The sequence below is a fragment of the Nocardiopsis sp. KDC1DS13DA1 genome (assembly GCF_055632325.1).
In genome coordinates this window covers 104,576-129,553 of sequence record NZ_JBVMUY010000010.1, presented here as the reverse complement: position 1 = coordinate 129,553, position 24,978 = coordinate 104,576, and the positions used below count along the sequence as shown (strand labels likewise).

Below are 24,978 nucleotides of genomic sequence, written 5' to 3'. Positions count from 1 at the left end.
GCGAGGCCACGGCCGTGGGCGAACCTTCCCCGACCGATCCGACACGCGGCCTGGCAGCGGCCGGGGACGACGCCGTCCGTCTGGCCCGTGAGCTCGTCCGCAGGGACACCACCAACCACGGCCGGGGTGAGGGTGACGAGCGGGCCGCCGCCGAGTTCGCCGCCGAGGCGCTCACCGACGCCGGGCTGACCCCGCAGCTCCTGGAACCCGCGCACCGGCGCTCCAACGTCGTCGTCCGCCTCCCCGGCACCGACCCCGACGCACCCGCCCTGCTGGTCCACGCCCACCTGGACGTCGTCCCCGCCCGCGCCGGGGACTGGTCGGTCCCGCCCTTCGCGGGTGAGGTCGCCGACTGCCCGGTCACCGGGGCCCCGTCGCTGTGGGGACGCGGAACGGTGGACATGAAGAACACCGTCGCCATGGTCACCGCCGTCGTGCGCCACTGGGCACGCAACGGCCTGCGCCCCAGGCGCGACATCGTGCTCGCACTGGTCGCCGACGAGGAGGACAGCGCCGCGTTCGGCGCCGACTGGCTGGTCCGGGAGCACACGCACCTGTTCGAGGGCTGCCGGGTCGGGATCGGTGAGCGCGGCGGCCACACGGTCCACGCGCGCAGCGCCACCGGCCGGCCGGTACGGCTCTACCCGGTCGCCGCGGCCGAACGCGGGAGCGCCTGGCTCACACTGCGCGCCCGCGGAACCGCCGGACACGGCTCCCGGCCGCCGGCGGACAACGCCGTCGGCGCCCTGGCCGCCGCGGTCGCCCGGATCGACGCACACCGCTGGCCCCTCCGTCTGACCCCGGTGGCCGGTGCCGCGATCGACGCGATCGCCGACGCGCTGGAGGTCGGGCGCACGCCCGGGGACACCGAGACCGACGAGGCGGTCGACGCCCTGGTCGCCCGACTGGGCACGGCCGCCCCGCTCGTGGCGCCGACGGTGCGCAACTCGGCGGCGCCCACGACGCTGGCGGCCGGTGACAAGGTCAACGTGGTGCCGGGCGAGGCACTCGGCGGGGTGGACGGCAGGGTCCTGCCCGGGGCCGAGGAGGAGTTCGCCACAACGATGGACGCGCTCACCGGCGACCGCGTGGACTGGGAGTACGACCACGCCTCCCCTCCGGTGGCCGCTCCCCTGGGGTCGGAGGCGTTCGCGGCGATGCGGTCCGCGCTGGTGGCCCACGACCCCGACGCGCGCGTGGTTCCCGTCTGCATGTCCGGCGGCACGGACGCCAAGGTGTTCGCCCGGCTGGGGATCGACTGCTACGGCTTCTCACCGATGCTGCTGCCGGAGGGTATGGACTACCCGGGCCTGTTGCACGGGGTGGACGAGAGAGTCCCCCTGGAGGCACTGCGGTTCGGGGTGGGTGTCCTGGACACCTTCCTCCGCTCCTGAGCGGTACGGGCCGGGTGGGACGGGACACGGTGTGGACGGTGTGCGCCGGAGCGGGCGCGGCGACGGACGGCGAGCGGGTGGGGGCACGATGACACAGGTGCGCGGTGACCGGGAGACCGCGGCCGACGCGGCACGGAGTGCGCGGGGTGTGGGGGCGCTGGTCCGACCGCCTCGGCTGAGCGCGGGGGACCGGGTCCGCCTGGTGGCGCCGTGCAGTCCGGTTCCGCCGGCCCGGCTGACGGCAGCGGCGCGGGTACTGACCTCGTGGGGGCTGCGGGTGGAGTTCGCTCCACACGTCCGCGAACGCCATCCCCTGCTGCCCTACCTCGCCGGAACGGACGCCGCACGGGCCGCCGACCTCCAGGAGGCGTGGTGCGACCCGGACGTGGCCGCGGTGTTCTGCGTGCGCGGAGGCGACGGGGCGCACCGGACCCTGGACCTGCTCGACTTCGACGCGATGCGCCGCGCCCGACCGAAGGCCCTGGTGGGGTTCAGCGACATCACCGCGCTGCACGAGGCCTTCGCCGTCGAGCTGGGCGTGGCGACGGTGCACGGGCCCGTGGTGGGAACGCGGTACTTCGTCGGCGACCAGGTCGCCCAGCACGAGCTGCGCACCACCCTGTTCGCCCCGGAGCAGCGGACGGTGCTGACCTCCCCGGGGGTGCGGGCCCTGGTGCCGGGACGGGCCCGGGGTGTGACCTTCGGCGGGAACCTGAGCCTGCTCAACGACGGGCTGGCCACCCCGCACAGCAGGCTGTCGGCCGACGGGGGCATCCTGCTGTTGGAGGACGTCGGGGAGGACGTGGCGCGCATCGACCGGATGCTCACCCACCTGCTGCGGACCGGCTGGACGGACGGGATCGCCGGGGTGGCGCTGGGGACGTGGACGGACTGCCCGCCGGACCTGGGGGTGATCGCCGACCTGATGTGCGACCGTCTGGCACCGCTGGGCGTCCCGGTGCTGTGGGGGCTGGACTTCGGGCACTGCGCGGCACAGCTGACCGTTCCGCTGGGGGTGCCCGCGTGTCTGGACACCGGGAACGGCAGTCTGGAGCTGACCGTCCCCGGCCTGGAGTGAGGCGCGCCGAGCCCCGGGACGTGTTCCGGCCCGTCGTGGATCCCGGGGCGCCCCGTGCGCCTGCCGCCGTCGGCCTCCCACATCCGCGGCGTCACGGAGCACTGCACGGTGCGGGCGTTCGGGGTGTACGGGGAGCCCGACCGGCAGGTGGTGGAGGGCCTCACCTCGTCGGAGTTCGGCCTTCCCGCGGCCTTCCTTCCTCGCGTCGCGGGCTTCACCCGCCCCCGGGACGCACCGCCCCCGGAGAGGGGCCGGCCGCGGGGCGGTGAGGACCGCCGCGGCAGGACGTGTCCGGCCCGCGCACCCGGGCGATCTCCGCGGGGCCTCCAGTGCGAGCATGAGGGACCCCACCCCCGACTCCAATAGTTATACCGGCATTACCCTACCGACCCGGTGGCGCGGGCTACACTCTCGGCATGGTTCGTGAACCGCTGACCGCCGACCAGATCGAGCGGGGCCGCCTGCTCGGGTCCCTCCTGCGCAGCGCCCGCGCCGACCGGACGATGGTCGACGTCGCGCGCCAGGCCGGGATCTCGGTCGAGACCCTGCGCAAGATCGAGGGCGGCCGCATCCCCACCCCCGCCTTCTTCACCGTGGCCGCCGTGGCCACCGCGCTCGACGTGTCCCTGGACGACCTCCTGCGCCGGGTCCACGCGGCCGTCCCCGGCACGGAGGCGGCCGCGGCCGTCTGACCGGCCCCGGCCCACGGCCCGGCCCGGCCAGCCGTACCGTGGGGGCCACCACACCCGCGTCCCGGGCGTGTTCCCGACACGCCCGGGCCCGGCGATGGTAGGCACGGGAGTGGCCGCGCCGTCGAGCACCACCAGGGGGAGACCATGACCGACCGGGCACTACGCGTGGACGAGGCCGAACTGCGCGGCCTCGTGGACGGACGCTGGGCGAGCGTCCGCGAACGGGCCCGCGACCTCCTCCGGGGGGAGGAGTTCGCCCCCGTCCACGGGCTGTCGGTGGAGGACCACCGGGCCCGCGTCCTCACCCAGCTCAGGGCTCTGGCCAAGACCGAGATCCCCGCCTACGGCTTCCCCGAGTCGGTCGGCGGCGGCGACGACATCGGCGCCTCCGTCGTCGCCTTCGAGATGCTCGTCGCCGACATGTCCCTCATGGTGAAGGTGGGGGTGCAGTGGGGGCTGTTCGGCGGGGCGATCCGCGCACTGGGCACCGAACGCCACCACGCCGCGTACCTGCCCGACGTCATGTCCGTCGACCTGCCCGGCTGCTTCGCCATGACCGAGACCGGCCACGGCTCCGACGTCCAGCACCTGCGCACCACGGCCGTCTACGACCCCGCCACCGAGGAGTTCGTGGTCCACACGCCCGACGAGTCGGCGCGCAAGGACTACATCGGCAACGCCGCCCGCGACGGCCGCATGGCCGTGGTCTTCGCCCAGCTGCACACGGACGGCGCCGACCACGGCGTACACGCCCTGATGGTGCCGGTCCGGGACGGGAACGGCTCGCCCGCCCCCGGTGTGCGCATCGAGGACTGCGGCGCCAAGGCCGGGCTCAACGGGGTGGACAACGGCCGCCTGTGGTTCGACCACGTGCGGGTCCCGCGTACGAACCTGCTCAACCGCTACGGCGACGTCGCCGCCGACGGCACCTACTCCAGCCCCATCGACAACGAGAACCGCCGCTTCTTCACCATGCTCGGCACGCTCATCCGGGGCCGGATCAGCGTGGCCGGGGGCTCGGGCACGGCCACCAAGGCGGCCCTGGCCATCGCCACGCGCTACGCCGACGTCCGGCGCCAGTTCACCCGGCCCGCGGGCGACGGCCGGCCCGAGCGCGAGGTCCGCATCCTGGACTACCTCGCCCACCAGCGCAAACTCCTGCCCGCGCTGGCGCGGACCTACGCCCTGCACTTCGCCCAGGAGGAGCTGGTCTCCCGCCTGCACGAACTGTCCCGCTCCCCCGAGCGCGACGAACGCGCCCAGCGCGAACTGGAGTCGCGGGCCGCCGGGCTCAAGGCGGTGGCCACCTGGCACGCGACCCGGACGATCCAGACCTGTCGGGAGGCGTGCGGCGGCGCCGGGTACCTGGCGGAGAACCGCATCCCCCAGCTCAAGGCCGACTCCGACATCTTCACCACGTTCGAGGGCGACAACACGGTCCTGCTCCAGCAGCTCACCAAGGGTCTGCTGACCGACTTCCGGGAGTCCTTCGGCGACCTGGACCAGCTGGAGCTGGTGCGCTTCATGGCGGGCCGGGTGTTCGAGGGCGTCATCGAGCGCACGGCGGCCAGGCCGCTGATCGACCGGCTGATCGCGGCCGCCCCCGGGCGCGGCGAGGAGGCCGACCTGTACAACCGGGGCTGGCAGCTGGAGCTGCTGGAGGACCGCGAGAAGCACGTGGTCGAGGGGCTGGCGCGACGGCTGCGCCGGGCCCGCCGGGACGGCAGCGACGCCTTCGAGGTGTTCAACCGCGCCCAGGACCACGTCCTGGCGGCGGGCCGGGCGCACATGGACCGGGTGGTGCTGGAGGCGTTCGTGGCGGGGATCGACCGCTGCGGGGACCAGGCGACCGCCAAGCTGCTCAACCGGGTGTGCGACCTGTACGTCCTGTCGGTCGTGGAGGAGGAGCGCGCCTGGTTCCTGGAGCACGAGCGCCTGTCCACCGCGCGGGCCAAGGCGGTCAGCCAGGCGGTGAACGACCTGTGCCGGGGGCTGCGCCCCTACGCGGTCACCCTGGTGGACGCCTTCGGACTGCGTGACGAGTGGCTGGGCGCGCCGATCGCCCTCGGCGCGGAGCACGCGCGCCAGGGCGAGTAGATGTCGGCGGTCAGGCTGCTGGTGCTGGGCGCGGTCCGCCTGCACGGCCGCGCCCACGGTTACCAGGTGCGCGCCGACCTGGAGCACTGGGGCGCGCACGAGTGGTCCACGGCCAAGCCGGGGTCGATCTACCACGCGCTGAAGCAGGCGGCCCGGCAGGGTCTGCTGGTCGCGCACGAGGTCGCCCCCTCCACGGCCGGCGGGCCGCCCCGCACGGAGTACGAGATCACGCAGGAGGGTGAGGAGGCGTACCTCTCCCTGCTGCGCGCGGCGCTGTCCGCCCACGACGAGCGCTTCGACGTGCTCTCGGCGGCGCTCGGCCTCATGGTCGACCTGCCGCGCGCGGAGGTGGTGGAGCTGCTGCGCAGGCGGGTCGGGGCGCTGGAGTCCTGGCGCGAGCACGTCGCGCAGCACCGGGCGCCCGCCGGGGGTCCGGGGGCGACCGGGCACATCGAGGAGATCATGGACCTGTGGACGCACACGGCGCAGTCCAACGCCGCGTGGACCCGCGCGTTGATCGGTCGGATCGAGGGCGGCGCCCACACCTTCGCCGGTGAGGAGGGTGCCCCCTTCGACGGGCTGCTGGCCGAGGACGCGTAGGCGGTGTTCCGTGGAGGCGGGAGACGCGAGGGTTCGGCGGGGGCTCAGTCGAGTGGCCACAGGTACACGTTGGTACCGCTGGCGATGGCCAGGGTGGTGCCGTCGGGGCTGAAGCGCGTCATCGAGAGCCCCAGGAGGAACGGAGTCATGGGGAATCTGGCGACCTCCTCCCCGGTCCCGACGTCCCAGAGCACGGTCGTGGTGTCGTCGCTGACGGCCAGGGTGGTGCCGTCGGGGCTGAAGGTCACCTCGTAGACCGTGCCCTCGTGGTCGGGGAGGGTGGTGATCTCGCGCCCGCTCCCGGGATCCCACAGCCGGACGGTGCTGTCGCCACCGCCGGTGGCCAGCATGGTGCCGTCGGGGCTGAACGCCATCGTGTGAACGTGGTACTCGTGCCCGGTGAGTTCGGCGATCTCGTCCCCGGATCCGACGTCCCTCAGGTGCGCGGTGCCGTCGTCGTGGCCGACGGCCAGGGTCCGGCCGTCGGGGCTGAACTCCAGTTCGTAGGCACCGGCGCCGGAGTCGTCGACCAGACGTATCCGGTCCCCGGTTCCGGTGTCCCACAACCCGGCCGCGCCGACGGAGACGGCGGCGGTGGCGCCGTCCGGGCTGTACGCCGTCGGCCAGGCGAAGTTCCCACCCACGAGGGGGACGACCTCCTCTCCGCTGTCGGCGTACCACAGCCGGAAGGACCCGTCCTCGGCCAGGAAGGTGAAGGGGTCGTCCTCGTCGTCACCCGCGACGGTGATGTCCGTCGATCCGATCCAGTCCTCGGCCCGGGAGAAGTCGAGCCGCTCGCCGGATGCGACGTCCCACAGCCGGGTGGCGTTCCCGGTTCCCGCGGCGTTGCCGGTCCCGGTGGCGAGCATGGTGCCGTCGGGGCTGAACACCACCGACCGCACGGCATCCTCCCCGCCGTGCTCGAAGGCCATGTCCGGGCTGGTCCCGCTCGTACCGGAGTCGAGGAGACCGCCGCCCCCGGAGTCGCCGGAGCCGTTCCCCGCGGACCCGGCCGCCCGGTCCGACCCGGACGCGTTCGTGACCAGTTGGACGCCGACCCACAGGAACAGTACGACGACGGTCACCGCGGCGCCCGCACCGAGCAGCCACGTGCGTGTGGAGTGCCGGGCGGACCCGCGGTTTCCCGGCGCCACCGGCTCCGCCGGGGGCCGGACCACCGTCGCGGGCGGGGGGTGTGGGGCGGGTCCGGGAGGCGACGCCGCCGACTCCGGTGGGAGCCGGACCGTGGGCCCGGGGTGGGACGGCGGCGACGGGTGCGGCCAGGAGCCACGGAGGTCGTGTTCCTCGAAGCGGGTGAGGATCTGGGCCGGAGTGGGGCGCCGCACGGGATCGTGGTTCCAGCAGTCGCGGATCAGCGCCCGCACCCGCGGATCGATCTCCCCCGGGTCGGGGGCGGGGCTGATCAGACGGCGCAGGGTCTCGGCCACCGTGGCCCCGACGAACGGGTTGACGCCCGTGGCGGCGTAGGCGAGTACGGTCCCCAGCGAGAACACGTCCGAGGCCGGGCCCACCCTGGACCCGTCGGTCTGCTCCGGGGACATGTACGGCAGCGTGCCGAACACCGCGCCGTGCGTGGTCATGCTGTTGACGTCCAGCGGACGGGCGATGCCGAAGTCGATGATGCGGGGTCCGTCGTGGGCCAGGATGATGTTGCCCGGTTTGAGGTCGCGGTGGACCAGATCACTGGAGTGCACCGCGGCGAGCCCCTCGGCGAGCCCGACCGCCAGAACGTGGAGGACCGGGGGCCGGATGGGACCGGACTCACGTACGGCCCGCTCCAGGGTGGGGCCCGGAATGTGGGCGGTGGCGATCCAGGGCGCCTCGGCGTCGGGGGCGGCGTCCACCACCTGGGCGGTGTGGAAACCGCCGACCCGTCGCGCCGCGTCGGCCTCGCGGGCGAAGCGGGAACGGAACTCCGGGTCCCGGGCGAGTTCGGAACGGATGACCTTGATGACCACCTGCCGTCCGGAAACGGTGTGGGCGAGGTAGACCTGGCCCATCCCACCGGCTCCCAGGCGGGCGGTGAGACGGTAGGGGCCGATGTGAGGAGGGTCTGTGGGGTGCAGGGGGTCCACGGTGTCGGCTTTCTACCAAGGGGAGGGGTGGCGATCCGTGTCGCCCGAGGATTATGCCAGCAACCCCGGAGCCGACGGATCCCGGTCCGGACCGGGACCGGGCCGCCTCCCCGGCGGCGATGTCCGCCCGCCCGGCGGCCCCCCGTGTCTAGGCGTCCTCACCCAGCCAGCGGCCCAGGTCCGCGGCGTTGCGCAGCTCCGCCTCGACCGCGCTCCGCTCCTCCCCGGTCAGGTGGATCCCCCGCAGCCGGTCGCGCCAGTCCGCCGCGTCCGCGTGTTCGCCCAGAGCGGTGGACAGCTCGACCAGCATCGCCAGCGCCGTGGCGCGTTCGACGTCCGTGGCCTGGTCCGCGTGCCTGCGCAGCGCGGACCTGAGCTGCCGGGACGCCGCCAGGTCGTCGGTCTTGAAGTCGCGCAGGATCCGGGCGCCGTCCAGGGCGCGCGCGAACGCCGGCAGCTCCCTGGAGCCGCCGTACTCCAGCTCCTCCGGCTCGTCGCACTGGATGAAGATGATCGCGTTGCCCGAGGGATCCATGAGGGTGAAGCGGCTCGCTCCCGGCCGGTGGCGGGTGGCCCGGGGCAGGCCGCGGCCGAGGACCCTGCCGTAGGTCCGACGCATGCCCCGGGTGATGGCGGCGTGGTAGGCGGCGACGTCGTCGACCACGACCAGGCACCCGCCGGTGTGTTCCGTCGACGGGTCCAGCCCCTCGGGCGGGCGGCCGTAGTGCAGGTCGAACCCGCTCCAGCGGAGGGCCAGGTAGTGGTAGGGCCTGCGCTGGTCGTGGGTGACCTCGAAGCCGAGCGCGCGGAAGAACCCGATCGTCGCCTCCGGGTCGGCGCAGTGCAGCACCGGAACGACCGTCTCGTTGGGCCGCACGCCCGCCGGCGGAGGGACGGGCGCGTCCCCCGTCGCGGTGCCGGACCCCCCGGAACTCCTCCCGGTCGTCGCACCATCGCGTCCCGCCGCACCACCGCTCACGGCCATGCCCCTCCGTCGATTGATCAAACTTGACTACTGGTTGAGACCAGAATCCGACCCAGCCACTAGTCAATATTGACTACCCAGTTCTCCCACCACCGCTCCAGTCGAGCCGACGCACGGGCGGCACCCCGCCGCCGACGCCCGTGACGTCCGCGCGCTCCGGGGCTTCCGTCCGGGCATGTGACCCACATAACATGAGGGAAATTCATGTTAGGTAGGTCGTCCGTGCGCACACCCCCCGCGCGATCCCCCTCCTCCGACCCCACGCCCCCCGGCGGCTCCCCCGCCCCCGCCGCGCTGGCCGAGCCCACGCGACCGGTGCGCGCCCCCTGGGTGGCCGGTATCTGCCTGGCCAACCTGGGCATGTGGATGGGCTTCTTCGGCCCGCTCCAGGTCCTGCTCCCCGAGCAGATCGCCCTCATCGCCCCCGACGCCAAGGAGACCGCGCTCGCCTGGGTGACCGGGGTCGGCGCGGCGATCGCCATGGCCGCGACCCCGCTGGCCGGGGCGCTGTCGGACCGCACCACCGGACGGTTCGGGCGGCGTCGGCCGTGGGTCGTCGCGGGCGCGGTACTCGGCGCGGCCGGGCTGGCCGTGCTCGGACGGCAGGAGAGCGCGACGGGCGTGCTCGTCGGCTGGTCGTTCGTCCAGGCCGCGCTGGCCTGCCTGAACGCGACCCTGCTCGCCGCCGTCCCCGACCACGTGCCGGTGCGCCAGCGGGGCGCGGTGTCGGGGTGGATCGGTATCCCCCAGACGGCCGGGGTGGTGGTCTCGGTGCTGCTGGTGACCACGGTGGTCAGCGGAACCGCACCCGGGTACACGCTGATCGGTGCCCTCCTGCTGGCCTTCGCCCTGCCGTTCGCCCTCCTGGCACCCGATCCCCCGCTCCCCCGGTCCGCGCGCCCGCCCTGGGGTGACCTCGTCCGGAGCCTGTGGATCTCACCCCGCCGCCACCCCGACTTCGGCTGGGCCTGGCTGACCCGGTTCCTCATGCAGACCGGCAACGCCATGTTCACGCTCTACCTGCTGTACTTCCTGCGCGACGGGGTCGGCTACGAGGAGCTCTTCCCGGGCGCCTCGGCGACGGACGGACTGCTGCTCCTCATCGTCGTCTACACGGTGGCGGTCGTGGCCACGACCGTGCTGGCGGGGCTGGTCTCGGACCGCACCGGCCGCCGCCGGGGCATGGTCGCGCTGTCCGGCGGCGTGATGGCCCTGCCCGCGTTCCTGCTCGCCGCGTTCCCCACGTGGCCGGTGAGCCTGTTGAGCGCGGTGGTGCTGGGGGTGGGGTTCGGGGTGTTCCTGGCCGTGGACAACGCCCTGGTCACCCAGGTCCTGCCGAGCGCCGACGGGCGGGCCAAGGACCTGGGCATCGTCAACATCGCCAGCGCCGGGCCCCAGGTGATCGGCCCCGCGCTGGCCGGCCCGATCGTCGTCCACCTGGGCGGCTACCCGGTGCTCTACACCGTGTGCGGCGTGCTCACCCTGCTGGGCGCCGCGTTCGTCTGGAAGATCCGGGGCGTGGCGTGAGGCCGCGCCCGACGAGGAAGGAAACCACCGTGCCGTCACCGTTCCTGTGGGGTGTCGCCTCCTCGGCGCTCCAGGTCGAGGGTGCCCTGACCGAGGACGGGCGCACCCCGTCGGTCTGGGACGACTTCCACCGGCGCCCCGGCGCCGTCCGCGACGGGCACAGCCCGGCCGGGGCGTGCGACCACTACCACCGCTGGGCCGAGGACGTGGACCTCCTGGGCCGGCTGGGGGTGAACGCCTACCGGTTCTCGGTCTCCTGGCCGCGTGTGGTGCCCCGCGGCCGGGGGACGGTGAACAAGCACGGCGCCGCCTTCTACGACCGGCTGGTGGACGCACTGCTGGAGCGGGGGGTCGAACCGGTGCCGACCCTGTTCCACTGGGACCTGCCGGTGGAGCTGGAGGAGGCGGGCGGCTGGTCGGCGCGCGACACGGCGCACGCGTTCGCCGAGTACGCCGCCGCCACCGCCGACGCGTTGGGTGACCGGGTACGGCGCTGGATCACGCTCAACGAGCCGGTCGTGCACATGGCCTACGGGCACGCGTTCGGCATCCACGCGCCCGGCCGGGTGCTGGAGGTTCCGGACGTGCTGGCGGTGGCCCACCACCAACTGCTGGCGCACGGGCTGGCGGCCCGGGAGCTGCGGGACCGCGGCCTGGAGGTGCTGCTCACCAACAACCACACCCCCGTCGAGCCCGCCTCGGACTCCCCGGCCGACCGCGCGGCGGCCGACGCCTACGACGCACTGCACAACCGGCTGTTCACCGATCCCCTCCTCCTCGGCGGCTATCCGGACCTGTCCGCGTTCGGGGTGGGCGGGGTCCCCGGAGTGCGCGACGGTGACCTGGACCTGATCGCGGGCAGCGCGGACGGTCTGGGCGTGAACTACTACAACCCGTCCCTGGTCACCGCGCCGGCCGAGGGGACGGGGCTGCCGTTCGACCTCGCCGAGGTCACCGGGGTGCCGACCACGGCGTTCGGGTGGCCGGTGGTACCGGAGGGACTGGAGCGGATGATCCTCCTGCTCGGCGAGCGGTACGGTGACGTGCTGCCGCCGCTGTACGTCACGGAGAACGGGTGCTCGCAGGAGGACGCGGTCACCCCTGGGGGCCGCGTGCACGACCCCGGGCGGATCGCCTACCTGCGCGACCACATAGCGGCGGTGGACCGGGCCCGGGAGCGCGGCGCGGACGTGCGCGGGTACTTCGTGTGGACGCTGACCGACAACTTCGAGTGGGCGGAGGGCTACCACCAGCGGTTCGGTCTGGTGCACGTGGACCACGCGACCCAGCGGCGCCTGCCCAAGGACTCGTTCGACTGGTACCGGGACCTCATCGCGGACCGCCGCTGACACCGCGTCCGTGCGGCCTGATCGCGTGGGAACCAGGTCCGGCGCGGACGGGAGCCCCCTCGGAGGACCCGACCGCGCGGGCCGCGCGGAACCGGTTCCGGCCGAGGGTGGCGCGGGTCCCGCCGGGTGGCGCGGGAGGCGGTCGGCCTACTCGCTCCCGACGGCGTCGAGCGGTCCACTGTCCGCCCGGTCGGCGCCCTCCGCCTCGGCCTGGCGGCCCGGTTCCCACCACCACCAGTGCGACTCGGGCACCCAGGCGGGCACCTCCTCACCGCTGCCCGGACTGCTGGCCTCGGCCGCCACCGCGACCAGGGCGTCGTCGATGCGCGGGACGGCCTCCAGGTCCACCGGGCGCAGGAAGCGGTCCCACGGGACGAACTCGTCACCGAGGATCTGGAGCATCGACCGACGCCAGCAGGCGGGCCGGTAGCCCTCGTACCGCCCGTTCTCCGCGGCGGTCTGGGTACGCACCACGTACAGGCTGAGCCGGTCGGGGTTGTTCCCGCTGACCAGCAGCTCGGCCAGGTTCGAGTTGAAGTTGCGCCCCGCGGGGGAGCCGCGTTCGGCCGCCGTGGTGGCCCGGTACAGCTCGAAGAGGGCGGCGAACGCGGCATCCATCAGGGCGTCGCGATCCCTGCGCCGCTCGGCGCTCTCCGCGAACGCGTCCACCGCCTGCCTGGCCAGGCCGGGCAGGTCCCGACCCGTTTGCGCACCCACCGTCACACCGTCCGTCCGGTCTCGTCCGCGTATGTTCCTCGGCCGGGCCGAACCCGACCGATTCCGATGATAGACATCCGCGCGGCCGCACACACCGCGCGGAGCCGGACGCTCACCCGTTCCCCCGCCCCAGCGCCTGGTCGAGCATCCGCGCCCACTGGCGCACGATCCCCCGCCGACGTGCGCTGTCGTCGCTGAGCAGGTTGGCCAGGCCCAGCCCGCGCGCCAGGTCCAGCGTCGCCTGTACCGCCTCCCGCACGCCCGGGACCGACTCGTCCGCCCCCAGGAGCTCCACCGCCGCCCGGTGGATCTGGCGTCCCACCCGCTCCTCCATCGGGATGATCCGGTCACGCAGGGTCGGGTCGCTGGCGGCACCCGCCCACAGCTGGAGCGCGGCGTGGAAGTCCTGGCCGCCGAACGCGTCCACGACCATCTGGACGACCGCCTCGGTGCGGCCGGGCCCCTCGGGGACGGCGGTGGCACCGCGCCGGAGTTCCTCGCCCCGGCTGTCGACCATCCGTCCCAGCGCGGCGAGGAACAGCTCGTCGCGGGTGGGGAAGTGGTGCTGGGCCGCGCCGCGCGACACCCCGGCCGCCTCGGCGACCGCGCCGACCGTCGCCCCGGCCACACCGCGCTCGGCCAGGCAGCGCACAGCCGCGTCCAGCAACCGGGCGCGGGTGGCCCTGCTGCGTTCCTGTCTCGGCTCCCGGTCGGGTCCGGTGTCCACGTCGCGCCCTCTCAACTGCGGTGTGCGGGCACGCCGCACCCGGTTCGGGAGCGGCGCCCGCACGGTCGGCCGTTCAGTACGACTTGGGCAGGCCGAGGGACTGCTGGGCCACGTAGTTGAGCACCATCTCCCGGCTGACCGGGGCGATCCGGGCCAGGCGCGCGGCGACCACGGCCGCACCCAGGCCGTACTCGCTGGCCAGGCCGTTCCCGCCGAGGGTCTGGACCGCCTGGTCGACCGATCGCACGCACGCCTCGGCTGCGGCGTACTTGGCCATGTTGGCCGCCTCCCCCGCGCCCGCGTCGTCGCCGGAATCGTAGCGGAGCGCGGCGTACTGGGTCATCAACCGGGCCTGCTCCGTCTCGATCTTGACCTGCGCGAGCGGGTGCGCCAGCCCCTGGTGGGCACCGATGGGCGTGTCCCGCCACACCGTGCGCTCCCTGGCGTAGGCCACCGCCTTGCCCAGGGCGTGCAGGGCGCTTCCGGTGGCCAGCGAGGCGGCCATGATCCGTTCGGGGTTGAGCCCGGCGAACAGCTGGAGCAGCCCCGCCTCGGGGTCGCCGACCAGGGCGTCGCCGGGCAGGCGGACGTCGTCCATGAACAGCTGGAACTGGTGGTCGGGGCTGACCAGGTCCATCTCGATCGGGCGCGCCTCGAACCCGGGGGTGTCGGTGGGCACGACGAACAGCGCCGCGCTCAGGCGCCCCGTCGCCTCGTCCTCGATCCGGCCGACGACCAGCACCGCGTCGGCCACGTCCACCCCGGAGATGTAGGTCTTGCGCCCGTCGAGCACCCAGCCGTCGCCGTCGCGGCGGGCGGTGGTGGTGATGCGGTGGGCGTTGGAGCCGGCGTCGGGTTCGGTGATGGCGAAGGCCATGATGGCCTCTCCGGTGGCCAGGCCGGGCAGCCAGCGCCCGCGCTGGTCGGGGGTGCCGAAGCGGGACAGGACGGTGCCGCAGATGGCCGGGGAGACCACCATCATCAGGGTGGGGCACCCGGCCGCGCTGAACTCCTCCAGGACGGCGGCGAGGTCGCCGATGCCGCCGCCCCCTCCGCCGAACTCCTCCGGGATGTTGACCCCCAGGTAGCCGAGGCGCCCGGCCTCCTCCCACAACTCGGTCAGGTAGGCGCCCTCCCTGGCCCTGGATCTGTAGTAGTCGGATCCGTACTTGTCGGCGAGGGCGGCCGCCGCGGCGCGCAGTTCGCGGCGTTCGGACGGTTCGTCGAAGGTCATGGGCCCGGTCACGTGTTCGTCCCTTCGTGGTCCTGTTCGGCGTAGTCGAGTACGGCGAGGGGCGCCCCGGCGGGCACCCGCTGTCCCGTCGCGACCGGGAGGTCCCGGACGGCACCGGCGGCGGGAGCGGTGACGCGGTGCTCCATCTTCATGGCTTCCAGGCGCAGCAGGGTCTGCCCCGCGCGCACCTTCTCCCCCACGGCCACGTCCACGGCGGTGACCGTGCCCGGCATGGGCGCGGGCAGGGCGCCCGGGTCGACGGTGGCCTCGGGTGCGGGCAGGGGGTCGACGGGGGTGAGGGTGACCGATCCCCGGGGCGAGTCGACGTGGACGTCGGGGTCGCCGTCGGCGCGGTGGACGGTGAAGGGGCTGCGCAGGCCGTCGACCTCCAGCACCACGAGGTCGGGGGCGGCGGACAGGACGCGGACCCCCGGCTCCTCGGGGACGGGGGTGCCGTGCGCGGTCCGGTAGGCGGCGGTGACCGGGGCCCCGCCGTCTTCGGCGCGGACGTACGCGCGGCGGTGCGGCTGGGACGTGAGGTTGCGCCAGTTGGCGGGGACGCCCGCGGGGACGGGGGTGGCGGCGCGGGCGGCCTCGGCCGCGGACAGGGCGGCGGCCAGGGCGGCGAGGCGGGTCGTGGCGGGGTCGGCGAGCGGCTGCGCGAGCGCGGTGAGCCGGTCGCCGGTGAGGTGACCCGTGGTGAGGCGGGACCTCCGGGCGGGGTCGGGGTGGTCGGCGTCGGTGAAGGCGGGGTGGCGCAGGGCGCGGACGAGCAGGTCCCGGTTGGTGCCCACGCCGTGCACGCGCGCGGCGGCCAGGGCGTAGGACAGGCGGCGCAGGGCGTCGCGGCGGTCGCGGCCCAGGGCGATGACCTTGGCGAGCAGGGGGTCGAAGTCGGTGCCGACGGTGTCGCCGGGCCGGACGCCGCTGTCCAGCCGCACTCCGGGCTCGGTGAGCGGGGTGAAGGCGGCGGTGGCGGCGGGGACGTCGAAGGCGCGCAGGACACCGGTCCGGGGCCGCCATTCCCGGCGGGGGTCCTCGGCGTACAGGCGGGCCTCGACCGCGTGGCCGCGCGGGGCGGGCGGACCGGTGTCGGGCAGTGCCTCGCCCTCGGCGACGCGGATCTGCCACTCGACCAGGTCGAGCCCGGTGACGCACTCGGTGACCGGGTGCTCGACCTGGAGCCGGGTGTTCATCTCCAGGAAGACGGGGTCGCCGGGGCCGTCGTCGTGGACGGGGACGAGGAACTCGGCGGTCCCGGCGCCGACGTAGCCGATCGCGCGGGCCATGGCGCGGGCGGCCTCGTGCAGGCGGACGCGCAGGGTGTCGGGGAGTCCGGGGGCGGGGGCCTCCTCGATCACCTTCTGGTGGCGGCGCTGGACGGAGCAGTCACGTTCGCCCAGGGCCCACACGGTGCCGCGGGTGTCGGCGAGGATCTGCACCTCGACGTGGCGGCCGTGGTCGACGTAGGGCTCGCAGAAGACGGCCGGGTCGCCGAACGCGGCGGCGGCCTCCGCTCGGGCGGAGTCGGCGGCGCCGGGCAGCTCGGCGAGGTCGCGGACGACGCGCATGCCGCGGCCACCGCCTCCGGCTGCGGCCTTGACCAGGACGGGCAGCCGGTCGGCGGTGACGTCGTCGGGGTCCAGGGCGGTGGCGACGGGCACCCCGGCCTCCCGTGCGATGTCCTTGGCCCGGGTCTTGGAGCCCATGGCGGCGATCGCCTCGGGCGGCGGGCCGATCCAGGTCAGGCCGGCGTCGACGACGGCGCGGGCGAGGTCGGCGCTCTCGGACAGGAAGCCGTAGCCGGGGTGGACCGCGTCGGCGCCGCCGCACCGTGCCGCGTGCACCAGCGCGCCGGGGTCCAGGTAGGCGGCGGCCGGTCCGGCACCGTCGGGGACGGGCAGGCGCACGGCGGTGTCGGCCTCGGCCACGTGCGCGGCGGCGGCCTCCTCGGGGGTGTCGGCGTGGACGGCGACGGTGGCGATGCCCAGGGTGCGGCAGGTGCGCAGGACGCGGCGGGCGATCTCGCCGCGGTTGGCGACCAGGAGGGTCGTGACGGGGGCCGGTGGCGTGTCGGGGCGGTGCATGTCGGGTCTCCTCTCCTCGTCCGGGGTCACATCCGGAACACGCCGAAGCGGTCGGTGCCGCGGACGGGGGCGTTGTGCGCGAAGGACAGGCACAGGCCCAGGACGGTCCGGGTGTCGCGGGGGTCGATGACGCCGTCGTCGTAGACCCGGCCGGACAGGAACAGGGGCAGTGACTCGGCCTCGATCTGCCGCTCGACCAGCTCGCGCATCGCGGCGTCCTGGTCCTCGTCGTAGGGCTGGCCCTTCCTGGCGGCGGACTGGCGGGCGACGATCGACAGGACCTCGGCGAGCTGGCGGGGGCCCATGACGGCCGACCGGGCGCTGGGCCAGGCGAACAGGAAGCGGGGGTCGTAGGCGCGGCCGCACATCCCGTAGTGCCCGGCGCCGTAGGAGGCGCCGATGAGCACGGAGAAGTGGGGGACGGTGCTGTTGGAGACGGCGTTGATCATCATCGAGCCGTGCTTGATGATGCCGCCCTGCTCGTACTCGCGGCCGACCATGTAGCCGGTGGTGTTGTGTAGGAAGACCAGGGGCGTGTCGGCGCGGTTGGCCAGCTGGATGAACTGGGCCGCCTTCTGCGCCTCTGCGCTGAACAGGACGCCGTTGTCGTTGGCCAGGATCCCCACCGGGTGGCCGTGCAGGGTGGCCCACCCGGTGACCAGGCCGGAGCCGTAGGCGGGCTTGAACTCGTCGAACACCGAACCGTCGACGATCCGGGCGATGACCTCGCGCGGGTCGACGGGGACCTTGAGGTCGGGCGGCATGACGCCCAGCAGCTCCTCGGCCGGGTGGAGGGGTTCGGCGACGGGAGTGCGCGGGAGCGGGGCGGCCTTGGTCCGGTTGAGGCGGGCGACGACGCGGCGGCCGATGCGCAGGGCGTCGCGCTCGTCCTCGGCGAGGTGGTCGGCGAGCCCGGAGACCTCGGCGTGCATGCGTGCGCCGCCCAGGGACTCGTCGTCGCTCTCCTCCCCGGTGGCCGCCTTGACCAGGGGCGGGCCGCCGAGGAAGACCTTCGAGCGGTCACGGACCATGACCACGTGGTCGCACATGCCCGGGACGTAGGCGCCCCCGGCGGTGGAGTTGCCGAAGACGAGCGCGATCGTGGGCACCCCGGCGGCGGACAGTCGGGTCAGGTCGCGGAAGGTGCGCCCGCCGGGGACGAAGATCTCCTTCTGGGTGGGCAGGTCGGCGCCGCCGGACTCCACGAGGTTGATCAGCGGCATGCGGTTGTGTTCGGCGATCTCGGCGGCGCGGGCCGACTTGCGCAGCGTCCACGGGTTGCTGGAGCCGCCGCGGACGGTGGGGTCGTTGGCGACGATGACGCACTCCGCGCCGGAGACGACGCCGACACCGGTGACGACGCTGGCCCCGACCTGGAAGTCGCTGCCCCACGCGGCCAGCGGGGACAGTTCGAGGAAGGGGCTGCCCTCGTCCAGGAGGAGTTCGATCCGTTCGCGGACGAGCAGGCCGCCCCGCGACCGGTGCCGCTGGACGTAGCGTTCCCCTCCCCCCGCCACGGCCTTGGCGTGTTCGGCGTCGATCTCGGCGAGGGCGGCCAGCATGGCCTCGCGGGCCTCGGCGAAGGCGGGCGAGGCGGTGTCCAGGCGGGTGGGCAGGACCGCGCCGGAGGGGTGCTCCGGGGGCGGCGCGGCCGGTCGGGCGGGCGGGACGCTCACGACGCGTCCACCTCCTCCAGGAGTGGTCGGGGGATCGGCGCCCGTCGGGCGCGCAGCCACTCCCCCAGCCCCTTGGCCTGCGGGTCCGCGCCCTCACGGCGGGGGGTGCCGGGGGCGAGCAGGCCCTCGATCCAGAAGTTCACGGCGCGCAGGTTGGGCAGCACGTGGCGGGTGATGTCGAGGTCGGCGGTCTCGGGGAGGAGTTCCCGCAGGCGGTCGGCGGTGAGTTCGTGGGCGAGCCACCGCCACCCCAGGTCGGTGCGGGCCCAGACGCCCACGTTGGCGTCGGCGCCCTTGTCCCCGCTGCGGGCGCCCAGGACCAGGCCGAGCGGGGCGGACCGGGCCGGGTGCGGGGGCAGGGGTTCGGGCAGCGGGGGGTCGGGGAGGTCCAGGAGCGCGCGGGTGCGGTCGGGCGGCGGGATCGGCACGCTGTCGCCGTCGGGGAGGATGACGGTGTGCTCCACCTCGACGGCGGGGACCAGCGCCTGGGTGATGGCGACCCCGTCGGGTCGGGCGTCGCGCGGCGGTGCGGACAGGTGGAACCCGGCATAGCTGGCCAGGGCCAGTTCGACGGCGGTGGCGCCGAAGGAACGGCCGACCGTGGCGGGGTCGTGGTCGCGGGCCACGACGCGCAGGCGGGCGGTGGCGGAGTCCTGGTCGGCGGCGTGGGGGTCGCGCGCGGGCGTGAACTCGAAGTGCAGGTCGCCGGGCCTGCGTCCGTCGAGGGCGGCGCGCATCTGGCGTTCGGCGTGGCGGGCCTTGTCCTGGGCCTCCAGGCCGGTGACGAGGAACTCGACCTCGCCCCGGAAACCGGTGAGACCGGTCAGGCCCACCTTGAGGTCGGGGGGCGGCGCCTCCCCTCGCACACCGCTGAGGCGCACGCGGTCGGGGCCCTCCTGGTCGAGTCGGACGGTGTCCAGCCGCGCGGTGACGTCGGGTCCGGCGTAGCGGGGTCCGGCGATCTCGTAGACGAGTTGGGCGGTGACGGTTCCGGTGGTGACGGCGCCGCCGGTACCGGTGTGCTTGGTGATGACCGCGCTGCCGTCGGCGTGGATCTCGGCGAGGGGGAAGCCGGGGTGGTCGAGGTCGCGGCCCTGGCGTTCGAGGTCGGCGGAGAAGGCGTAGTTGCCCCCGGTGGCCTGGGTGCCGCACTCGATGACGTGACCGGCCACGGTCGCCCCGGCCAGGGCGTCCAGGTCGTCGCGGGTCCAGCCGTGGTGGGAGATGGCGGGGCCCACGGTGAGGGAGGCGTCGGTGACGCGGCCGGTGACCACGATGTCGGCGCCCGCGTCCAGGCAGGCGGCGATACCGAAGGCGCCCAGGTAGGCGTTGGCGGTCAGGGGGGTGCCGAGGTTGAGCTCCTCCGCCCGGTGGAGGAGGTCGTCGCCGGTGACGACGGCGATGCGGGGGTCCAGGTCGAACTGGTCGGCGAGTTCGGTGAGCCGGTCGGCGAGACCGTGCGGGTTCAGGCCGCCCGCGTTGGTGACCACCCGGATCCGGCGCTCCACCGCCAGGGACAGGCACTCGCGCATCTGGCTCAGGAAGGTCCTGGCGTAACCGCGGCCCGGGTCGGCGAGCTGGTCGCGGCCCAGGATCGCCATGGTCAGCTCGGCCAGGTAGTCCCCGGTGAGGACGTCCACGGGACCGCCGGTGAGCATGTCACGGACCGCGGAGAAGCGGTCGCCGTAGAAACCGGAGGCGTTCCCGACGCGCAGCGGGGGCGCTGGTGTCGCAGTCATGGATCGAGAGTGACACCGGACACACAAAAAAACAAGCACGTGTGATTGTTTTTCTCCGGAACGTCCCGGTGCTCACCACATGGCCGGAAGTGGCCACGGAGTGTGGGTTGGCGGGTCCGCGCGAAGGGGGGAGGCGGGGTAGTTTGTCCCGGTGAGTACCTCCCACGACGACAAGCCCGGCACGGACGCCGCCGGGAACGCGCCCGCCGAGGCCGCCGGGGCCCCCGGGACGGACGCGGAGACGGCCCACGCACCGACCGGGGACGGGCCCGGGAACGGTGGCGGCGCCCAGGCCGCGGCGGAGGGCCCCGGAAGCGGCACCGCGGGCAAGGACGCCAGCGAGGACTTCCTCATGGGCACGCCCCTGCCGTCGGCCACCACGCTGGGCGGGGTCTTCTCCGCGGAGACGTTCGCCGTGGCCGGCCTGCTCCTGCTGGCCCCCGTCATCCTCAACTCACGGCTCTTCGAGTTCTTCGGCTGGTTCGTGCTCAACGGTGGGAGCGCGGTTCCGGCCGGGTACCCCGGCGTCAGCGGCTCCGGGGTCATGGTCGCGGGCGGGCTCAGCGCCCTGGCGGTCCTCTCCGGGGCGGTGTCGCTGTTCCGGAGCGGAGCCCACACGCGGGCCTCGGCGCGCTGGGTGTCGGCGGCGACGGTGCTCGTCGGCGCGCTGTTCCTGCTGATCGCGGTCGCCACCTACGCCTCGATGCCCGCCCCGTCCGAGTCGTTCGGATGGTTCGACTACGGACCGTACAGCGGCAACGGCTGACCCGGCCCGCCACCGCGCACGCGCGGCGCCGACGCGGGGACCGTGCGGTGCTCCGGCACCACCGGATCCTCCCCCGAGCGGACCGGGATCGACGACGGAGGCCACGTCCTGCGGACCGTGCCCGGGGACCTGATGGCCCGAGAGGTGCGGGCCGAGCCGATCGCCGCCGACGGGCACGGGAGCGTCGACACCGTCACCCGCACCGCCGACGGCTGGCGGATCCGACCCCTCACCACACCCGCGCGGCGTTGGCCCGGGCGGCGGCGGCCGCCTCCGCCATGGGTGTGCGCGCCAGCGGCCCGTGCCCGGGCAGCAGGAGGTCGGCGTCCAGGCCGGCGATCGTGTCGAGCGCGCCCATCATCTGGTCGCGGTCGTGGTGGAAGAGCGACGGGAGCGGCTGGGGCCCGGTGATACGGGAGATCGCGTGGCCGGTGCACAGGGTGTCCCCGGAGACCACGGCACCCGCCGACGGCAGGTGGTAGCAGCTGTGCCCGGAGGTGTGTCCGGGGGTCGGCACCGGGACGGGGCGCCCCGGGAGGTCCAGCGGCCCCTCGTTCGGGAAGGGCAGGGCGCGCACCGGCTCCCTGCTGGCGCCGCCCGACCGCATGACGTACAGGCTCCACGGCGCCACGCCGGGGCGCCACAGGTGGGAGAGGATCGTGGCGGGGGCGACCTGTTCGAGGTACTCGCGGGCGGCGTGCGGCACCTCGCGGGCGTCCGCGTACACCGGGGTGTTGTAGCGCGCGGTGAAGCGGGGCAGGGAACCGATGTGGTCGACGTGGGCGTGGGTGACGAGGATGGCGCGCACGTCCTCGGGACGGTGGCCGATGTGGCGGATCGACCCCTCCACGGCGTCGGCGTCACCCGGATACCCCGCGTCGATGAGCGTGAGGTCGTCGCCCTCCTCCAGGATCACCCAGTTGACGTGGGAGCCGCCGACGAAGTAGATCCCGTCCGCGGCCCTGACGACACCATCCGCTTGTGCTGACACGACTTCCCCGCTCCGGTTCCGGCAGTGACGGGGGTGCCCGTGCGGACCCCCGCCGCGAAACTAACACCGCCGAGGACACCGGCGACAGCCCTTCGCGGCCCTCGGCCGCCCCTCCCGCCGCGGCCCCGGTGTGGCCGGATCCGGCCACACCGGGGCCGCGGCGTACACGCAGCGCCAGCACCCCGTTGTTTCCCGGCGATGACGTTCCCGGCAGCCGCCTCCCGCCAATCCCGACCTGAGAAATATTGGTTACCGAAAGTGACACCGCCGTTTGATTCGGCGTTGACACCCCCTCAGCACTGGCATAGAAAAGGCAGCGCCGATGCGAATGCCACAGCGGAGCCATCTTTTTCGCACCCGCTCCACAAGGGCAGGAGAACACCAGCATTCCTGCCTCTCGCACACGCGCGCGGACACGACTCCGCGCACCCCCGACAGGGAGCATTCATGGACGTTCTGGACCGTTTCTCCACGCACTTCGACCCCCTGACCAGACCCGGACCCGACGCCCTCGCCTCCGCCTGGGGGGCGGTCGCCCCCACGGTGGCGGAGGTCCTCCCCCTGGCCGGCCCGCCCGGCCTGTACCCCTACGGCCGCAAGGTGATCTTCACCAGCGACGACGTCGAGATCATCGTGATGAACTGGGCCGCGCGCCGCACCTGCGCGCCCCACGACCACGGCGCCTCGTTCGGGTGGGTGAACATCCTCGCCGGAGACGTCGAGCACACGCTCTACACGTTGGACCAGCAGGATTTCCCCACTCCCTACCTGAACCGGACGGAGAAGGAGGGGAGCCGGTATTTCGCGGCCCGCGGAATGGTGCACAGCATGGGAAATCCCAGTGACGAACTGACATTGACCGTCCACGTCTACGCGCCGCCCATCCACGGAATGAGGGTATACGACCTGGAAAAGTGTGCGGCGTGTGTCGTCAGTGACGACTGCGGAGCCTGGTGGCCCGAGGACCAGCGCCAGATTCTGCGTGAGATCCGGTACCGGAACCACGAACCCGCCCGACCGTGACCGCCTGGTCCGCCACCTCCACTCCGAACGAAGGGCCCCATGGCTGACGCACGCCTCTCCCACGCGGTGCTGACCGACCCGGACACCACCAACGACGCCGTCCTCTCGCTGCTGTCGGCACCGGTCGACGCCGACTCGTTCCCGACTCCCCCGGCCGCGGAGCGGGAGTCGGTCACCGGGGCGCCCGCGTCCGTGCGGACCCTGGCCGTCCGCGAGCTCTCCGACACGGCGGACCGGCTCCGGCCCACACCGTCCGGCGCTCCGCTGCTGGTCGTGGTGCTCGACGGACGGGTGGAGACCGTTCCCGTGGGGCGGGGCGGGGTCGGCCACGAGGTGCTCGGGCGCGGCCAGTGCCGCCTCGTCGCCGAGGGGGCCGACGTCGTGCTGCGCCGCACGCGGACCTGCGCCTCCGCGCGTGTGTGCGTGGTCTGGCTGGGAGAGGCCGCCGACGCCGACCTGGCCCCCTCGTCCGGGGCCCCGGACGACCCGCCCCACCTGCCCGACTACTACTACGGCTACGACGAGCGGTACGCCGCCGTCTACGAGGCGGGCGGGGCGACCTGGGAGACCCCGGAACCCAACGAGGCCCTGGTGCACGCGCTGGACAAGCTCGGGGTCGCGCCGGGGCGGATCATCGACCTCGGGTGCGGCGAGGGGCGCGACTCCGTGTACCTGGCGACCCGGGGGTTCGACGTCGTCGCGGTCGACGTGTCCGCCGCGGCCCTGAGCCTGGGCCGCGCCCGGGCGGCGGAGGCCGGGGTCGACGTCACGTTCCTGGAACGGGACGTCACCACGCTGGCGCACCTGCCCGCCGAGCGCTACGACGTGGCGATCAACATGGGCTGCCTGCACATGATGCCCGACCCTAGCCTGCGCCGCGCCCACCTGGACCGGGTCCGCGAACTGCTGCCCCCGGACGGCCTCTTCCTCGTGGCGCACTGCCGGGAGAAGTGGCTGGACGGGTTCTACTCGGTCCCCGACTACGCGTCCGTGGGCGAGGTGGTCCCCGGCAGGGTCATCCCGCGCCGTGTCCGGATGCGCGACGGCGGCACCGCGATGATCCCGCTGCCGCTGGTTCCCTACAAGGAGTCGGCCACCCGGGAGCTGCGGGACGAGGTCGAGTCCTGCGGGTTCCGGCTCGTCGCGGACCTGAGCGCGCGCACGGACGCGTTCGGGAACACCTCGGTGCTGGCGTTCGCGCCCGCCGCGAGGGGAGACGCGTAGATGCCCGCTCTCGCCTTCGCCGCCCTGTGCGTCGCCTGGGGAGGGACCTGGGTGGCGATCCGGCTGGGTGTCACGGACGCGCCGCCGCTGTGGCTGGCCTCCACGAGGTTCGTCGTCGCGGGGGTCATCATCCTCCTCCTGGCCCGCTTCGTGGGCGGGTGGCGGCGCGTGGAGCGCGAGGACCGGGGGCGGCTCGTCCTGATGGCGCTGGGCGCGATCAGCGTGTGCTTCGGGCTGATCTTCTGGGGCGAGCAGTACGTCAACTCGGCCCTGACCGCCATCATCGTGCAGGGGTTCGTGCCGATCGGGCTGTTCTTCTTCGGCGTCGTGCTCGCGCGGGAGAAGGTCCTGGGCCGGCAGTACGTCGGACTCGGTCTGGGGCTGCTGGGGGTGTGCCTGCTGCTGGTCTCCCAGGTGACGGTGAGCACGGAACCGCGCGGTCTGCTCGGCATGGTGATGATCATCGTCGGAACGCTGGTCTACGACTGGGCGGCGGTCTACGGCACACCGATCTTCCAGAAGTACCCGGCGGCGTTCGTGTCGGGCATGGAGAACCTCATCGGCGGCGCGCTCCTGCTGCCGGTGTCGCTGCTCCTGGAGTTCGGTGAGCTGCGCGCCGGGGCCTGGGCCCTGTCGGGCGCGGCCCTGGGTAGCTGGCTGTACCTGGTGTTCGTCGGTTCGGTGGTGGGGTTCACCGCCTACACGTACCTGCTGGGGGTCTGGGGGGCCTCGCGCACGTCGGCCTACGCCTTCGCGACCCCGGTGATCGCGGTCGCGGCGGGCTGGTGGCTGGCCGACGAGCGGTTGGCCTGGAGCCAGGGGGCGGCGATCGTCATCATCCTGTGCGCCGTGGCCTTCGTGACCGTCCGCGCCAAGGACTCCGCCGAGGGGGAACCGGACCGGGAGGGGCCGCAGGCACCGGCCCGGTCGGACGGCTGAGGTACGGACGGCCCGGGACGCGTACGCGCAGGTCGGC

20 protein-coding genes are annotated in these 24,978 nt (G+C 74.0%); 11 read left to right on the top strand and 9 right to left on the bottom strand.

The features are described from left to right. The first annotated feature begins 14 nt into the window (after positions 1 to 14). From ACTVAJ_RS07850 to ACTVAJ_RS07830, 5 genes are all read left to right on the top strand, one after another. On the top strand, positions 15 to 1,394 hold the full coding sequence (locus ACTVAJ_RS07850; protein WP_470387400.1) for a M20/M25/M40 family metallo-hydrolase: 1,380 nt from the start codon (positions 15 to 17) through the stop codon (positions 1,392 to 1,394). Positions 1,395 to 1,482: 88 nt separating this feature from the next. Then, positions 1,483 to 2,472 carry a S66 peptidase family protein gene (locus tag ACTVAJ_RS07845; RefSeq protein WP_470387399.1) on the top strand — a complete coding sequence of 330 codons (990 nt, stop codon included), beginning with the start codon at positions 1,483 to 1,485 and terminating at the stop codon, positions 2,470 to 2,472. A 416-nt stretch (positions 2,473 to 2,888) separates the two neighbouring features. Then, positions 2,889 to 3,164, top strand: coding sequence for a helix-turn-helix domain-containing protein (locus ACTVAJ_RS07840; protein ID WP_470387398.1), 276 nt, complete (start codon positions 2,889 to 2,891; stop codon positions 3,162 to 3,164). Positions 3,165 to 3,308: 144 nt separating this feature from the next. Next, positions 3,309 to 5,261, top strand: a complete 1,953-nt coding sequence (locus tag ACTVAJ_RS07835; protein WP_470387397.1) for an acyl-CoA dehydrogenase family protein — start codon at positions 3,309 to 3,311, stop codon at positions 5,259 to 5,261. Beyond that, positions 5,262 to 5,861 carry a PadR family transcriptional regulator gene (locus ACTVAJ_RS07830; RefSeq protein ID WP_470387396.1) on the top strand — a complete coding sequence of 200 codons (600 nt, stop codon included), beginning with the start codon at positions 5,262 to 5,264 and terminating at the stop codon, positions 5,859 to 5,861. A 44-nt stretch (positions 5,862 to 5,905) separates the two neighbouring features. Here the strand turns inward: ACTVAJ_RS07830 and ACTVAJ_RS07825 are convergent, their stop codons facing one another. Together ACTVAJ_RS07825 and ACTVAJ_RS07820 are read right to left on the bottom strand one after the other, a co-directional pair. Continuing rightward, positions 5,906 to 7,882: a WD40 repeat domain-containing serine/threonine protein kinase gene (locus ACTVAJ_RS07825; RefSeq protein ID WP_470387395.1), complete on the bottom strand. Its 1,977-nt coding sequence runs from the start codon at positions 7,880 to 7,882 to the stop codon at positions 5,906 to 5,908. 223 nt (positions 7,883 to 8,105) lie between these two features. After that, positions 8,106 to 8,834, bottom strand: coding sequence for a VOC family protein (locus ACTVAJ_RS07820; protein ID WP_470387394.1), 729 nt, complete (start codon positions 8,832 to 8,834; stop codon positions 8,106 to 8,108). 330 nt (positions 8,835 to 9,164) lie between these two features. On the opposite strand from ACTVAJ_RS07820, the gene ACTVAJ_RS07815 reads away from it, so the two are divergent. Both ACTVAJ_RS07815 and ACTVAJ_RS07810 read left to right on the top strand, forming a co-directional pair. Beyond that, positions 9,165 to 10,469, top strand: a complete 1,305-nt coding sequence (locus ACTVAJ_RS07815) for an MFS transporter (RefSeq protein ID WP_470387393.1) — start codon at positions 9,165 to 9,167, stop codon at positions 10,467 to 10,469. A gap of 29 nt (positions 10,470 to 10,498) precedes the next feature. After that, entirely contained in the window at positions 10,499 to 11,818 is a 1,320-nt protein-coding gene (locus ACTVAJ_RS07810; protein ID WP_470387392.1) for a GH1 family beta-glucosidase, read from the top strand. Between the two features lie 147 nt (positions 11,819 to 11,965). On the opposite strand, the gene ACTVAJ_RS07805 is transcribed toward ACTVAJ_RS07810, so the two are convergent. The 6 genes from ACTVAJ_RS07805 to ACTVAJ_RS07780 all read right to left on the bottom strand — a co-directional run bounded on the left by ACTVAJ_RS07805 (position 11,966) and on the right by ACTVAJ_RS07780 (position 19,998). Continuing rightward, a complete protein-coding gene (locus ACTVAJ_RS07805; RefSeq protein WP_470387391.1) occupies positions 11,966 to 12,541 on the bottom strand; it encodes a hypothetical protein in 576 nt (191 codons plus the stop codon). A gap of 106 nt (positions 12,542 to 12,647) precedes the next feature. Further along, positions 12,648 to 13,262: a TetR/AcrR family transcriptional regulator gene (locus ACTVAJ_RS07800; RefSeq protein ID WP_470387390.1), complete on the bottom strand. Its 615-nt coding sequence runs from the start codon at positions 13,260 to 13,262 to the stop codon at positions 12,648 to 12,650. A gap of 73 nt (positions 13,263 to 13,335) precedes the next feature. Beyond that, positions 13,336 to 14,508 (bottom strand): acyl-CoA dehydrogenase family protein, encoded by a 1,173-nt coding sequence (locus ACTVAJ_RS07795; RefSeq protein ID WP_470387389.1) that lies wholly within the window; start codon positions 14,506 to 14,508, stop codon positions 13,336 to 13,338. After that, positions 14,505 to 16,583, bottom strand: coding sequence for an ATP-binding protein (locus tag ACTVAJ_RS07790; protein ID WP_470387388.1), 2,079 nt, complete (start codon positions 16,581 to 16,583; stop codon positions 14,505 to 14,507). The genes ACTVAJ_RS07795 and ACTVAJ_RS07790 overlap by 4 nt, the downstream gene beginning before the upstream one ends. A gap of 26 nt (positions 16,584 to 16,609) precedes the next feature. Continuing rightward, the gene (locus ACTVAJ_RS07785; protein ID WP_470387454.1) at positions 16,610 to 18,145 is read right to left on the bottom strand and encodes an acyl-CoA carboxylase subunit beta; all 1,536 of its coding nucleotides are present in this window, start codon (positions 18,143 to 18,145) and stop codon (positions 16,610 to 16,612) included. A 110-nt stretch (positions 18,146 to 18,255) separates the two neighbouring features. Continuing rightward, the gene (locus ACTVAJ_RS07780; RefSeq protein ID WP_470387387.1) at positions 18,256 to 19,998 is read right to left on the bottom strand and encodes an acyclic terpene utilization AtuA family protein; all 1,743 of its coding nucleotides are present in this window, start codon (positions 19,996 to 19,998) and stop codon (positions 18,256 to 18,258) included. 151 nt (positions 19,999 to 20,149) lie between these two features. On the opposite strand from ACTVAJ_RS07780, the gene ACTVAJ_RS07775 reads away from it, so the two are divergent. Continuing rightward, positions 20,150 to 20,764, top strand: coding sequence for a hypothetical protein (locus tag ACTVAJ_RS07775; protein WP_470387386.1), 615 nt, complete (start codon positions 20,150 to 20,152; stop codon positions 20,762 to 20,764). Positions 20,765 to 20,993: 229 nt separating this feature from the next. Here ACTVAJ_RS07775 and ACTVAJ_RS07770 read toward each other — a convergent pair whose 3' ends face one another. Continuing rightward, positions 20,994 to 21,755: an MBL fold metallo-hydrolase gene (locus ACTVAJ_RS07770; protein ID WP_470387385.1), complete on the bottom strand. Its 762-nt coding sequence runs from the start codon at positions 21,753 to 21,755 to the stop codon at positions 20,994 to 20,996. A 447-nt stretch (positions 21,756 to 22,202) separates the two neighbouring features. On the opposite strand from ACTVAJ_RS07770, the gene ACTVAJ_RS07765 reads away from it, so the two are divergent. Genes ACTVAJ_RS07765 through ACTVAJ_RS07755 form a run of 3 tightly spaced genes read left to right on the top strand, consistent with a single transcriptional unit; the run spans position 22,203 to position 24,941 of the window. Then, positions 22,203 to 22,778 (top strand): cysteine dioxygenase, encoded by a 576-nt coding sequence (locus tag ACTVAJ_RS07765; RefSeq protein WP_470387384.1) that lies wholly within the window; start codon positions 22,203 to 22,205, stop codon positions 22,776 to 22,778. A 39-nt stretch (positions 22,779 to 22,817) separates the two neighbouring features. Then, positions 22,818 to 24,002 (top strand): class I SAM-dependent methyltransferase, encoded by a 1,185-nt coding sequence (locus ACTVAJ_RS07760; RefSeq protein WP_470387383.1) that lies wholly within the window; start codon positions 22,818 to 22,820, stop codon positions 24,000 to 24,002. Then, positions 24,003 to 24,941: a DMT family transporter gene (locus ACTVAJ_RS07755; protein ID WP_470387382.1), complete on the top strand. Its 939-nt coding sequence runs from the start codon at positions 24,003 to 24,005 to the stop codon at positions 24,939 to 24,941. It begins immediately after the preceding gene. Positions 24,942 to 24,978 lie beyond the last annotated feature (37 nt).

What these genes read in the sequence shown, in the direction of transcription:
- ACTVAJ_RS07845 (WP_470387399.1), top strand. Translation starts at nt 1,483, where the DNA reads ATGACACAGGTGCGCGGTGACCGGGAGACCGCGGCCGACGCGGCACGG.
- ACTVAJ_RS07840 (WP_470387398.1), top strand. Translation starts at nt 2,889, where the DNA reads ATGGTTCGTGAACCGCTGACCGCCGACCAGATCGAGCGGGGCCGCCTG.
- ACTVAJ_RS07835 (WP_470387397.1), top strand. Translation starts at nt 3,309, where the DNA reads ATGACCGACCGGGCACTACGCGTGGACGAGGCCGAACTGCGCGGCCTC.
- ACTVAJ_RS07830 (WP_470387396.1), top strand. Translation starts at nt 5,262, where the DNA reads ATGTCGGCGGTCAGGCTGCTGGTGCTGGGCGCGGTCCGCCTGCACGGC.
- ACTVAJ_RS07825 (WP_470387395.1), bottom strand. Translation starts at nt 7,882, where the DNA reads ATGGGCCAGGTCTACCTCGCCCACACCGTTTCCGGACGGCAGGTGGTC.
- ACTVAJ_RS07790 (WP_470387388.1), bottom strand. Translation starts at nt 16,583, where the DNA reads ATGCACCGCCCCGACACGCCACCGGCCCCCGTCACGACCCTCCTGGTC.
- ACTVAJ_RS07785 (WP_470387454.1), bottom strand. Translation starts at nt 18,145, where the DNA reads ATGCTGGCCGCCCTCGCCGAGATCGACGCCGAACACGCCAAGGCCGTG.
- ACTVAJ_RS07780 (WP_470387387.1), bottom strand. Translation starts at nt 19,998, where the DNA reads ATGACTGCGACACCAGCGCCCCCGCTGCGCGTCGGGAACGCCTCCGGT.
- ACTVAJ_RS07765 (WP_470387384.1), top strand. Translation starts at nt 22,203, where the DNA reads ATGGACGTTCTGGACCGTTTCTCCACGCACTTCGACCCCCTGACCAGA.
- ACTVAJ_RS07760 (WP_470387383.1), top strand. Translation starts at nt 22,818, where the DNA reads ATGGCTGACGCACGCCTCTCCCACGCGGTGCTGACCGACCCGGACACC.
- ACTVAJ_RS07755 (WP_470387382.1), top strand. Translation starts at nt 24,003, where the DNA reads ATGCCCGCTCTCGCCTTCGCCGCCCTGTGCGTCGCCTGGGGAGGGACC.